This is a genomic window from Enterobacter vonholyi, assembly GCF_008364555.1.
GTDB classification, from domain to species: Bacteria; Pseudomonadota; Gammaproteobacteria; order Enterobacterales; family Enterobacteriaceae; genus Enterobacter; species Enterobacter vonholyi.
The window spans coordinates 285,451-298,639 of the sequence record NZ_VTUC01000003.1 but is presented as its reverse complement, the minus strand read 5'-3'; the positions used below and the strand labels follow the sequence as shown (position 1 = coordinate 298,639).

The 13,189-nt window shown below is 53.7% G+C and carries 7 protein-coding genes; 3 read left to right on the top strand and 4 right to left on the bottom strand.

Annotated elements, in window-relative coordinates; all coding sequences use genetic code 11:
- Positions 1-30: 30 nt before the first annotated feature.
- Both apbE and F0319_RS05835 read right to left on the bottom strand, forming a co-directional pair.
- On the bottom strand, positions 31-1,086 hold the full coding sequence (gene apbE, locus F0319_RS05840; protein ID WP_133294839.1) for an FAD:protein FMN transferase ApbE: 1,056 nt from the start codon (positions 1,084-1,086) through the stop codon (positions 31-33).
- A gap of 114 nt (positions 1,087-1,200) precedes the next feature.
- Positions 1,201-2,313 (bottom strand): porin OmpC, encoded by a 1,113-nt coding sequence (locus tag F0319_RS05835; protein WP_033146057.1) that lies wholly within the window; start codon positions 2,311-2,313, stop codon positions 1,201-1,203.
- Between the two features lie 743 nt (positions 2,314-3,056).
- Between F0319_RS05835 and rcsD the strand changes: the two genes are divergently transcribed.
- Together rcsD and rcsB are read left to right on the top strand one after the other, a co-directional pair.
- Entirely contained in the window at positions 3,057-5,729 is a 2,673-nt protein-coding gene (rcsD, locus tag F0319_RS05830; RefSeq protein ID WP_149366456.1) for a phosphotransferase RcsD, read from the top strand.
- 16 nt (positions 5,730-5,745) lie between these two features.
- On the top strand, positions 5,746-6,396 hold the full coding sequence (rcsB, locus tag F0319_RS05825) for a response regulator transcription factor RcsB (protein ID WP_003859405.1): 651 nt from the start codon (positions 5,746-5,748) through the stop codon (positions 6,394-6,396).
- 95 nt (positions 6,397-6,491) lie between these two features.
- Here rcsB and rcsC read toward each other — a convergent pair whose 3' ends face one another.
- The gene (gene rcsC, locus F0319_RS05820; protein ID WP_149366455.1) at positions 6,492-9,338 is read right to left on the bottom strand and encodes a two-component system sensor histidine kinase RcsC; all 2,847 of its coding nucleotides are present in this window, start codon (positions 9,336-9,338) and stop codon (positions 6,492-6,494) included.
- Positions 9,339-9,473: 135 nt separating this feature from the next.
- Positions 9,474-12,110 carry a DNA topoisomerase (ATP-hydrolyzing) subunit A gene (gene gyrA / locus F0319_RS05815; RefSeq protein WP_111965289.1) on the bottom strand — a complete coding sequence of 879 codons (2,637 nt, stop codon included), beginning with the start codon at positions 12,108-12,110 and terminating at the stop codon, positions 9,474-9,476.
- Between the two features lie 146 nt (positions 12,111-12,256).
- Here gyrA and ubiG point away from each other — a divergent pair, with 146 nt between their 5' ends.
- A complete protein-coding gene (ubiG, locus tag F0319_RS05810; RefSeq protein WP_021241539.1) occupies positions 12,257-12,985 on the top strand; it encodes a bifunctional 2-polyprenyl-6-hydroxyphenol methylase/3-demethylubiquinol 3-O-methyltransferase UbiG in 729 nt (242 codons plus the stop codon).
- Positions 12,986-13,189: the final 204 nt, after the last annotated feature.

Sequence of the window (13,189 nt, the reverse complement as noted above, 5' to 3'; positions counted from 1 at the left end):
CCACCGATAAAAAACCCGCAACCTTGCTTTTTAATTTTTGTCGCTGACCAGGAAACTATTGAACTGCGGCGAGCTCCAGGTTTTAAACCCGTCGCCCTCTTTAACAATCATATAAACCGCCAGCCCTTCCTGACGGACCACCTCTTTAGCTTTTTCCGGGCCGAGAACCATTAACCCGGTATCCCAGGCATCCGCTTCCAGCGCGGTGGGGGCAATGACCGTCACTGAGACCAGATTATGCGTGATGGGGCGCCCGGTCTGCGGATCGATAACATGTGAAATACGCTTCCCGTCAAGCTCGTAATAGTTACGATAGCTTCCGGATGTACTGATGCCATGTCCGTTGATATCCACTATCGCCTGCACGGCATTTTGCCGATCGGTTGGTTTTTGAATCGCTACGCGCCACGGCTTATCGCTGGCGTTCATGCCCCGGCTGACCAACGCGCCGCCAACCGAGACCAGATAACGGGAAATGCCTTCCTGCGCCATCAGTGCAGCAAGATGATCCGCCGCATAGCCTTCCCCGACCGTTGACAGATCGACAAACAGATCGGGAATATCTTTTTGCAGGTACTGCTGCCCGTACTGGTTGATCACCGTCAGATGCTGCAGCCCCGTTCGGGCGCGGGCGTCATCAATGGCCGCCTGTTCAGGCGTCTTCACCGGCTGTTTATTTGGGCCAAATCCCCAGAGGTTCACCAGAGGGCCGACGGTCACATCCATCGCCCCGTTAGTTTTGTAACCCACGCGTATGGATTCAGTCACGATATCGGCCATCGCCTCGCTCACCGGCCACAGAGAGGTACTGGTGGAGAGATTAAAGCGCATCAGCGCCGAGTCATTTTTATAGGTTGAGAGCAGCTGATCGTCGGCGTCCAGCTGCGCCTGAATTTTGCCACGAAGCTCATCCGTGCGAGTTTTATCGAGGTTCATCACGCTGACGCGCCAGAAGGTTCCCATCGTTTTGCCTTCGAGCACCGTCGCGGCGGGTGCGTCGGTTTTCGCCACGGGCGCGGGATCGTCACACGCGGTCAGGAAAAAAAGCATAGCCAGAAAGCTGGCGCGTAAAAAAGTCATGTCCATTCATTATTATCCTCATGCCAGGGCGGCAAGAGTACACCAAAACGGGTGAGTAGTGAGCATCGGGGAAGCACAAAAAAGGGGCCATCAGGCCCCTTACGTCACACGATAAAACGATTAGAACTGGTAAACCAGGCCCAGCGCTACGATATCGTCAGTACCGATACCCGCCTGACGGGTGAATTCATTTTCATCAACCAGGTTGATTTTGTAATCCACATAGGTGGACATGTTTTTGTTGAAGTAGTAAGTCGCACCAACGTCAACATATTTCAGCAGATCCTGATCGCCGTAACCTTCGATGTCTTTGCCTTTAGACTGCAGGTAGGCCACGGATGGACGCAGACCGAAGTCGAACTGGTACTGAGCAACCACTTCGAAGTTCTGCGCTTTGTTAGCAAAACCGTAAGCGGTAGTCGGGCTGTCGCCATTAGAGGTACCGAAACGGGTTGCGTTGTAGGTCTGGGAGTACTGCGCTGCCAGATAGATGTTGTTGGCATCGTATTTCAGGCCGCCAGAATAGACTTCTGCGTTATCGCCATGACCGTAAACGCTTGCACCGTTCTGATCGGCGGTACGTTTGGAGGAGGACATTGCGCCACCTACGCTGAAGCCTTCGCCCAGGTTATAGGTCACGGAAGCACCGTAGCCGTCGCCGTTCTGTTTCAGCAGGCTGCGTCCACCCACGTTTTCACCGCTTACGCTGCCGTTTTTACCCTGATACTGCAGAGCAAAGTTCAGACCATCCACCAGACCAAAGAAGTCCTGGTTACGGTAGGTCGCAACGCCGTTAGCACGGGACTGCAGGAAGTTGTCTGCGCCGTAGGTATCGCCACCAAATTCTGGCAGAACGTCAGTCCAGGAGGTTACGTCGTAGATTACGCCGTAGTTACGACCGTAATCGAAAGAACCCGCGTCACCGAATTTCAGACCCGCAAACGCCACACGCGTCCATGCATCATTTTCGCTTTCGGAGGTGTTGCCCTGGATCTGGTATTCCCACTGGCCGTAGCCGGTCAGCTGATCGTTAACCTGAGTTTCGCCCTTGAAGCCGAGACGCATGTAGGTCTGGTCGCCGTCGGCACCCTTGTCGTCAGAGAAATAGTGCAGACCATCAACTTTACCGTACAGATCTAATTTGTTGCCATCTTTGTTATAAATTTCGGCCGCATTTGCTGCGCCTGCCACCAGGAGTGCTGGTACCAGGAGGGACAGTACTTTAACTTTCATTTTATTAACCCTCTGTTATATGCCTTATAATTGCCACTGCTTACTGGTTAACCCTCATTAACCAGTCGGCAATTTCATTCTCCGCAAAATTACAGAATAATCCAATGCGAATATGATACGAAAACTTTGAAGATGTTTCATTTATCTATCAACATGTTTCAAAATGTAAATATCAAGGAACTTTTACAAAGCACAAATAGCTTAGAAAATTAGCACTTATAATCAAACGTAAAATAGACCACATATAAATCAATAGGTTACAATAAAATCCGTTACAGCACTGAATGACAAAACAAGATCGCACCTAATCTCTAAAATAACTCTCGCTATCATCATTAACTTTATTTATTACCGTCATTCAATTTTGAATGTCTGTTTATCCCTAATTGAGCCGAATGCTTCGCATTCGGTTTTTTTTTACCTTTCTTTACGTAACTTCTCATTTTTTGTGCTACCGATCCGAAATTGTAACGACTATTAACTAATTTCTCACCGGCTATCCTTCTCTGGCACGCAAATGATATAGCGCTTAATTTCTTGTTAATTCGTGCTATTTGCTGGCTTAGCGCACTTATTATTTGTACGCGCACGTCGAGTTTGTACACGTTTATTGCTCCATCCACCGCCGATATTGTCCAGTGAAAAAGTCGCCTCTTCCCGGACTGTGGCGCTGGAAATTCAGTTATTACCCTTTATACTGCCCTATCGCCACAGAGCACGACCACAACGGGTTAAAGATATCAATGAGTCAGACTGAAACCACCGCCCCGAGCAAATTCTCCCTCCTTCCCGGGAGCATCACCCGTTTCTTTCTTCTTTTGATCGTTGTGCTGTTAGTGACCATGGGGGTGATGGTACAAAGCGCGGTTAATGCATGGCTGAAGGATAAGAGCTATCAGGTCGTCGATATCACCCACGCCGTCCATAAGCGCATAGATACCTGGCGCTACGCCACATGGCAGATTTACGACAATATCGCGGCCGCGCCTGCCTCCTCGTCCGGAGATGGACTTCAGGAGACGCGGCTTAAGCAGGATGTCTATTACCTCGAAAAACCGCAGCGTAAAACCGAGGCGCTTATTTTTGGCTCTCACGACAGCGCGACGCTTGAGATGACGCAGCGTATTTCGACCTATCTGGATACCCTCTGGGGTGCCGAAACGGTGCCATGGTCGATGTATTATCTGAACGGTCAGGACAACAGCATGATCCTGATCTCTACGCTGCCGTTAAAAGATCTCTCTTCCGGTTTTAAAGAGACCACCGTGGGCAGCATCGTCGATTCCCGCCGGGCAGAGATGCTGCAACAGGCGAATGCGCTTGATGAACGTGAGAGCTTCTCTTCTCTGCGCCGTCTGGCATGGCAAAACGGTCATTATTTTACTCTGCGCACCACGTTCAACCAGCCAGGACATCTGGCGACGGTGGTCGCCTTCGATTTACCGATAAATGATTTAATCCCACCGGACATGCCGCTCGATAGTTTCCGTCTGGAGCCCGACAGCAGCACTCAGAACATGCGTGCGGCATCTGACAAAGAGGCCGCAGAGAGCGTATCGATCTCCTTTAACGGCTCGAAAATCGAAATTGCCTCATCCCTGAACTCGACCGGTATGCGTCTGGTGTGGCAGGTGCCGTTTGGCACGCTGCTGCTGGATACCCTGCAAAATATCCTGCTGCCTCTGCTGCTGAATATCGGTCTGCTGGCGCTGGCCCTGTTTGGGTACAGCACCTTCCGTTTCCAGTCGGGGCGTCAAAGCGACGCCTCTGCGGTTCCTGCCGGCACCAGCAATGAGCTGCGCGTATTACGCGCGCTGAATGAAGAGATTGTTTCCGTGCTGCCGCTTGGGGTCTTAGTTCACGACCAGGAAGCGAATCGTACGGTGATGAGCAACAAAATTGCCGACCATCTGCTGCCGCATCTTAACCTGCAGAATATCACCACCATGGCGGATCAGCACCAGGGGGTGATTCAGGCCACCATCAACAATGAACTGTACGAGATCCGCCAGTTCCGCAGCCAGGTGGCTCCACGCACGCAAATCTTCATCATCCGCGATCAGGATCGCGAAGTGCTGGTGAATAAAAAGCTCAAGCAGGCGCAAAGGCTGTATGAGAAAAACCAGCAGGGGCGCGCCGCATTTATGCAGAACATTGGCGATGCCTTCAAGCAGCCGTTAAAAACGCTGGCGACCCAGGCGGCGGCGTTAAATACGTCAGAAAGCCACCAGCTTGCTTGTCAGGCCGACTCGCTGGTCAGAATGGTTGATGAGATCCAGCTGGCGAACATGCTGGAGAATGATTTCTGGAAGGGAACGCCAAGCCTCTTCTCTATTCAGGCTCTGATTGATGAAGTGGTTCCGGAAGTCCTGCCCGTGATTAAGCGCAAAGGTCTGCAGCTGCTGATCAATAACAATCTCCCGGCAAATGACGAACGCCACGGCGATCGTGAAGCGCTGCGCCGCATACTGTTGATGATTATTCAGTACGCGGTGACCACCACGCAGATTGGCAAGATCACCCTTGAAGTCAGTACGGAAGAGTCGGCAGAAGACCGCCTGACGTTCCGCATCCTGGACACCGGGGAAGGCGTCACCACGAGTGAAATTGATAATCTGCACTTCCCCTTCCTGAATGACACACAAAGCGATCGCTACGGCAAGGCAAATGCCCTTACCTTCTGGCTATGCGATCAGCTGGCGCGTAAGCTCGGCGGCCATCTCAATATCAAGGCCCGTGAATCCCTCGGCACCCGCTATTCTCTGCACGTCAAAATGGCCGCCAATCCGCAGGAAGAAGATGAAGAACGTCTGCTCGATGATGTCGTGGTGATGGTCGACGTTACGTCGAACGAGATCCGCAATATTGTCGTTCGCCAGCTAGAAAACTGGGGTGCGGCCTGCATCACGCCGGATGAAAGACTTGCAAGTCAAGAATTTGATCTGTTTTTAACTGATAATCCGTCTAATCTTACTGCCTCCGGCTTGCTTTTAAGCGATGATGAGTCAGGCGTGCGGAAAATCGGCCCTGGCCAGCTGCGCGTCAACTTTAATATAAGCAATGCGATGCAGGAAGCTGTACTACAACTAATAGAAGAGCAGCTGGCGCAGGAAGAGCTAGCGGAATCCCCGCTTGGCGGTAATGAAAATGCCGAGCTTCACGCCAGCGGATACTATTCACTCTTTGTTGATACAGTACCAGATGATGTTAAGCGGTTGTATACTGAGTCCGCTGCGAATGATTTTGCAGCGCTGGCACAGACAGCACACCGGCTTAAAGGGGTGTTTGCCATGCTTAATCTGGTTCCCGGCAAGCAGTTATGTGAAACGCTGGAACATCTAATTCGTGAGAAAGATGCCTCTGGCATTGAAAAATACATCAGCGACATTGACGCCTACGTCAAAAGCTTGCTGTAGCAAGGTAGCCTTATACATGAACAATATGAACGTAATTATTGCCGATGACCATCCGATTGTACTGTTCGGTATTCGCAAATCACTTGAACAGATCGAGTGGGTGAATGTAGTCGGTGAATTTGAAGACTCTACAGCACTGATCAATAACCTCCCAAAGCTTGATGCGCACGTGCTCATTACCGACCTCTCCATGCCTGGAGACAAATACGGTGATGGGATCACGCTCATCAAATATATTAAACGCCACTTCCCGGATATCTCGATCATTGTTCTGACCATGAACAACAACCCGGCGATCCTGAGCGCGGTCCTGGATCTGGACATCGAAGGGATTGTGCTGAAACAGGGCGCTCCGACCGATCTGCCAAAAGCGCTCGCAGCGCTGCAGAAAGGCAAGAAGTTCACGCCTGAAAGCGTTTCTCGTCTGCTGGAAAAAATCAGCGCGGGTGGATACGGTGACAAACGTCTGTCTCCGAAAGAGAGTGAAGTTCTGCGCCTGTTCGCAGAAGGTTTCCTGGTGACCGAGATTGCCAAGAAGCTGAACCGCAGTATTAAAACCATCAGCAGCCAGAAGAAATCAGCGATGATGAAGCTGGGCGTGGACAACGATATTGCACTGCTGAACTATCTCTCCTCCGTCACGCTGAGCGCAACGGACAAGGATTGATCCCGACGGGTGTGCGGCCTGATGCCCTCACCCCATCCCACTCCCACTCCCACCGGGAGAGGGTGAAAAACATAAAAGGCCCTTGCGGGCCTTTTTTATATTCTGGTTTTTCTCACGCGCTCCGCGTAAATCGACAAGGTCTGCTTCAGCACGTCCAGCGTCACCGGTTTCGACAGACAGCTGTCCATGCCTGACTCCAGACAACGCTGCTTCTCTTCCGCCAGCGCGTTCGCCGTTACGCCCACCACCGGCAACGTCAGGCCAAGCTGCCGGATGCGCTGCGTCAGACGGTAGCCGTCCATGTTAGGCATGTTGACGTCACTCAGCACGATATCAATATGATTCTTACTCAGCACGTTCAGCGCATCCACGCCGTCATTGGCGGTTTTGCACTGATAGCCCAGCGATCCAAGCTGGTCAGCCAGCAGGCGACGGTTAATTGGATGGTCATCCACCACCAGAATCATCATATCGTCATTCACCGACGCCAGAGACTCCGGTGACGGCAATCCGCCCGCGCCCTCGCTCTCTTCCAGTTCCACTTTGTAGATACGCGCCAGCAGGCTCAACAGCTCGTGCGGGGTTGCGACACTGTGTACCCATTCTCCTGGCGCACGCTCAACCGGGATACCGATGTGGCGACGGCAGAAGAGCACTGACCCTCTCCCCTGCCACGGCAGCTCCAGCATCTCGTCGGCGATCAGCACATCGTCCACGTCCGGCGTTTGACCTTCATAACGGCACACCCTCACGCCGCTGTGGGTAAGCAGCGCCGTCAGATAGTCATTCAGCGAGGCGTTATGCACCGCCAGCCAGCAGCGCTTGTCGCTCAGCCCGTCTACCGTCGCTTTAGCCGGATATTGCGCCGAATAAAGCGGAATGCGAATGGTGAACTGGCTGCCCATGCCGGGCTCGGTATCCACGGAGATATCGCCGTCCATCATGCTGACGAGCTTCTCACAAATCGCCAGCCCCAGTCCGGTTCCCTGGAAGTTACGCTGCACGCCGGTACCGACCTGGAAGAACGGGTCGAACAGACGAACCACCTCCTTCGCCGGGATGCCGACCCCCGTGTCGCGCACGCGAATGCTCAGGTAATCTCCTGCCCGGCAGACGTGCAACACAATACAGCCGGTATCGGTGAATTTGATGGCGTTGCTGAGCAGGTTAGAGATGACCTGCTGCAGGCGCATCGGATCGCCGTGCAGCGTCAGCGGCACGTCCGGTTCGATAAAGCAGTAGAGCCCCAGCTGTTTACGCACGACCAGCGGCAGATAGTTGGCGCTGATGTGGTTCATCACCTCGCGCGGTGAGAATTCCCGCGGCTCAATTTTCAGCTGCTCAGACTCAATTTTAGAGAAGTCGAGAATATCGCTAATGATTTTCAGCAGCAGGCTGGAGGAGTTGTTCATCGCCGTCACCAGTCTGTCGACTCCTTTCGGCAATTCCTTCGTCTGCAGCAGATCGAGGTTACCGATAATCCCGTACAGCGGCGTACGCAGCTCGTGGCTTACGGTCGCAAGGAACATGGATTTCGACTGACTTGCCTGCTCTGCGGCCTGCGCCATCTCCTGTAACGATTCTTCCATTTTCACGCGCGCGGAAACATCTACCAGCACGCAAATCGCCACGTTTTCATTGCGATAGCGGGAGTGCACGAAGCTGATCTGCAGATTGGTGTGCGTACTGGTCAACACGTCGACGAAGTTAACCTGCTGGCCGCAGATAATTTGCGTCAGCCTCTGCCGGTCTTCATGCGTCAGCATGTTCAGGTAGTTATGCGCCAGTTCATTACTCAGGATATTGGTTCCGTCCTGGGTACGCAGAATACAGATCCCCACCGGCGCCGAGGCGACAATCTTGCGGTTAAACTGCTCGTGTTCCTCGAGCCGCTGGGCGTCGCTTTCTGCGGGAATAAAGATTTTCCGCTCATACATGCGCGCCAGCGTGAACAGCGCGCCCCCCGCCAGCAGGTTCAGCAGAATCGCATTCATGATAAGAATGCGTATCCGCTCAAGCACCATATCCACCGGCAGCGAATAGACGATACTCAGCGACGAAGGCGGCAGGCTCTTCTTCAGGACCAGCTCGCGGAAACCCGAGGTATAGCCAAACCACGACCGCTCCTGCATCCAGTGTGGTTCGACGTTTAGACGGTTATCGGGCCCGGCAAGCGAGATCAGTTGATGACCATTTTCATCCAGAATGGTCACCCCCATTGGCAGGCTCCCCGGGGTGAAGAAGTTCTCTATGCGAATGGTCTGCTCAATCCCCATCAGCGCCTGCAGGCGATTGCCCAGATAGACCGGCGTCAGGGCGTAAAAATAGCCCACGCCCGGGCGCGGACCCTGGCTCACCCAGAAGATGTTATTCCCGCGCTCGTCCTGCGGCGCATTGCGGTATTTCACAATACGTTCATGCAGGCTTTTCAGCGCATCATCACGCTCAACGGGCACATCGCGCAGGCCAAAGTCAGCCATGCAAAGATTCTCGCTGCCAATCAGGAAGACGCGGTTCAGGTCATAGGCGGCGGAGAAATTGTCGCGCCAGTAGCGCATAAACCAGGCAAGGGATTCCAGCGACCCGCGCCAGGTATTGCTCATGGTGGAGCAATCGGAATCCGGGAACAGCGGCTGGAAGTCCGGGACCTCGGTTTTGTCATCACGCCCGCGAAGCGCAAGGATGCCGTTTTCCGCCGTCAGACGATTTTCGGCAATATACTTCAGCTCCTTCATGACGTCAGACGTTCGCTGAATGTAGCGCTGAGCCTGGTCGGAGCTTAAGTTAAACTCCTGGCGGATCTCCGCTTCTTTCTGGTGCAGGGCGTTAACGATGTAAAACACCGAGAACAGGGCCACCAGCAGCCAAAGCAGGAGCGCCAGCGCCCGAAACAGATAGCGAGAGACTTTCAGCGTAGTACGAAAGGAGACGAGGTATTTCAAGGGGGCGAGGCTCCGCCGTCGGGGTCAAAAGAATGTGGTTAAGGTAGCGGTAAACGCGCCAGGTCGCAACGTTGACTTATCTGCTAATGCAAAAGAAAAGGGCCGGAATCCGGCCCTTTTTTGCATCAGGAGACATTACTCGTCAGCGTCATCCGCTACGTCATCGTCGGTGTCGGCTTCCGGCGCGATATCATCATCGCCTTCCGCAACGCTGCCGTCGATGGAGTCGAGCTCTTCGTCATCCACCGGCTCGGCAACGCGCTGCAGACCCACCACGTTTTCATCTTCCGCTGTACGGATGAGGATCACGCCCTGGGTGTTACGACCCACCACGCTGATCTCAGACACGCGGGTACGCACCAGCGTACCCGCATCGGTGATCATCATGATCTGATCCGCATCGTCCACCTGCACCGCGCCGACAACGGAACCGTTGCGCTCGGTCACCTTGATGGAGATAACGCCCTGGGTGCCGCGAGACTTGGTTGGGTATTCCCCTTCCGCCGTACGTTTACCGTAACCATTCTGCGTCACGGTCAGGATAGCCCCTTCACCGCGCGGAATAATCAGAGAAACAACGCTGTCTTCGCCAGCCAGCTTGATACCACGCACGCCCGTCGCGGTACGGCCCATTGCACGGACGGCGTCTTCTTTGAAGCGCACCACTTTACCGGCCGCAGAGAACAGCATGACTTCATCAGATCCCGAGGTCAGATCCACGCCAATCAGCTCGTCGCCTTCGTTCAGGTTCACGGCGATAATACCGGCAGAACGCGGACGGCTGAATTCGGTCAGCGCGGTTTTCTTCACGGTACCGCTGGCGGTCGCCATAAAGACGTTCACGCCCTCTTCGTACTCGCGTACCGGCAGAATAGCGGTGATACGTTCGTTCGCTTCCAGCGGCAGCAGGTTAACGATTGGACGACCACGCGCGCCGCGGCTTGCTTCCGGCAGCTGATAGACTTTCATCCAGTACAGACGACCGCGGCTGGAGAAGCAGAGGATCGTGTCGTGGGTGTTCGCCACCAGCAGGCGGTCAATAAAGTCTTCTTCTTTAATACGTGCTGCAGATTTCCCTTTACCGCCACGACGCTGTGCTTCGTAGTCCGTTAACGGCTGATACTTCACGTAGCCCTGGTGAGACAGGGTCACAACAACGTCTTCCTGGTTGATCAGGTCTTCGATGTTGATGTCCGCGCTGTTGGCGGTGATTTCGGTGCGGCGCTCGTCGCCGAACTGATCGCGGACCAGCTCCAGCTCTTCGCGGATCACTTCCATCAGGCGCTCTGCGCTGCCCAGAATGTGCAGCAGTTCAGCAATCTGTTCCAGCAGCTCTTTGTATTCGTCGAGCAGTTTTTCATGCTCAAGGCCGGTCAGTTTCTGCAGACGCAGATCCAGAATCGCCTGGGCCTGCTGTTCAGTCAGGTAGTACTGACCGTCACGTACGCCGAATTCAGGTTCCAGCCACTCAGGACGCGCTGCGTCATCGCCCGCACGTTCCAGCATCGCAGCGACGTTGCCCAGATCCCACGGACGGGAAATCAGCGCAGTTTTCGCTTCTGCCGGGGTTGGCGCACGACGGATCAGTTCGATAATCGGGTCGATGTTGGCCAGCGCAACCGCCAGCGCTTCAAGGATGTGCGCACGATCGCGCGCTTTGCGCAGTTCGAAGATGGTACGACGGGTCACCACTTCACGACGGTGACGAACGAACGCGCTCAGGATCTCTTTCAGGTTCATGATCTTCGGCTGACCATGGTGCAGCGCAACCATGTTGATACCGAAGGAGACCTGAAGCTGAGTCTGGGAGTACAGGTTGTTCAGCACAACCTCACCCACCGCGTCGCGTTTGATCTCAATCACGATGCGCATACCGTCTTTGTCAGACTCGTCACGCAGCGCGCTGATGCCTTCAACACGTTTTTCTTTTACCAGCTCGGCGATTTTTTCAATCAGACGCGCTTTGTTCACCTGATACGGGATCTCGTGAACAATAATGGTTTCACGGCCGGTTTTGGCGTCCGCTTCCACTTCGGCGCGGGCACGGATGTAAATCTTGCCGCGGCCGGTACGGTACGCTTCTTCAATACCGCGACGACCATTGATGATCGCCGCCGTCGGGAAGTCCGGGCCCGGAATGTGTGTCATCAGCCCTTCAATGCTGATGTCTTCATCGTCGATATAGGCCAGGCAGCCGTTGATCACTTCCGTGATGTTGTGCGGCGGAATGTTGGTTGCCATACCGACCGCGATACCGGAAGAACCGTTAACCAACAGGTTCGGGATCTTGGTTGGCATCACATCTGGGATGCGCTCGGTGCCGTCGTAGTTATCGACGAAATCAACGGTCTCTTTTTCCAGGTCGGCCATCAGCTCATGAGCGATTTTCGACATACGGATTTCCGTATAACGCATCGCCGCAGCGGAGTCGCCGTCGACTGAACCAAAGTTACCCTGACCATCTACCAGCATGTAGCGCAAGGAGAATGGCTGCGCCATACGAACGATGGTGTCATAAACGGCGGTATCACCATGCGGGTGATATTTACCGATGACGTCACCGACGACGCGGGCAGATTTTTTATAGGCTTTATTCCAGTCATTGCCCAATACGTTCATGGCGTATAGTACGCGACGGTGTACCGGCTTCAGGCCATCGCGGACGTCCGGCAGCGCACGGCCAACAATGACCGACATCGCATAGTCCAGATAGGAGCTCTTCAGCTCTTCCTCGATGTTAACCGGTGTAATTTCTCTCGCAAGGTCGCTCATCTAACCGCTATCCCTCTACTGTATCCCGGATTCAAAGGTCGCAAATTATAACACAGCCGAGGTGATTGAGGTAAACCTATACGCTTTATTCACGGGGATTGCCTGATATACTCCTTTGTCTTGCTAAATAAGGAGTAAAAGCGCCCATGAATGCCGAAAAATCCCCGGTGGCTCACAACGTCGACCACGAAGAGATTGCCAAATTTGAAGCGGTGGCGTCCCGCTGGTGGGATCTCGAAGGTGAGTTCAAACCGCTGCATCGCATTAATCCGCTGCGTCTGGGCTATATCGCGGAGCGTTCCGGCGGCCTGTTCGGTAAGAAAGTGCTCGACGTCGGCTGCGGCGGCGGCATCCTCGCGGAAAGCATGGCGCGCGAAGGGGCGAACGTCACGGGCCTGGATATGGGCTTTGAACCTCTGCAGGTTGCCCGTCTTCATGCGCTGGAGTCTGGCATACAGGTAGACTACGTGCAGGAAACCGTGGAAGAACACGCGGCAAAACACGCCCATCAGTACGATGTGGTGACCTGCATGGAGATGCTGGAGCACGTACCCGATCCGCAGTCGGTGGTACATGCCTGTGCAAAACTGGTGAAGCCGGGCGGCCAGGTCTTCTTCTCAACCATCAACCGTAACGGTAAAGCGTGGCTGATGGCCGTCGTTGGCGCGGAGTATGTACTGCGCATGGTGCCGAAAGGGACGCACGACGTGAAGAAATTCATCAAGCCTGCGGAGCTGTTAAGCTGGGTTGACCAGACGTGGCTCAAAGAGCAGCACATCACCGGCCTGCACTACAATCCGCTAACCAATAAATTCAAACTCGCACCGGGCGTTGATGTTAACTATATGTTGCACACAACCGCCAAAAACGACTAACGTCATTCGTTATTCTTATAAAGATTGCGCGACATCATGTTGCGCAATTCTGACCTCCCGTTGAAGAAATCAGCACTCGATCAAATTTTGAATTTTTTTTCTTAATTATTGACATGTCTTCCAGGCCTTACGGTACGAGGACTTAGCCTTTTTTACCCTTTCACAACCTCAATTTAACGCCAAAATCAACCCTTGTGCTGAAAA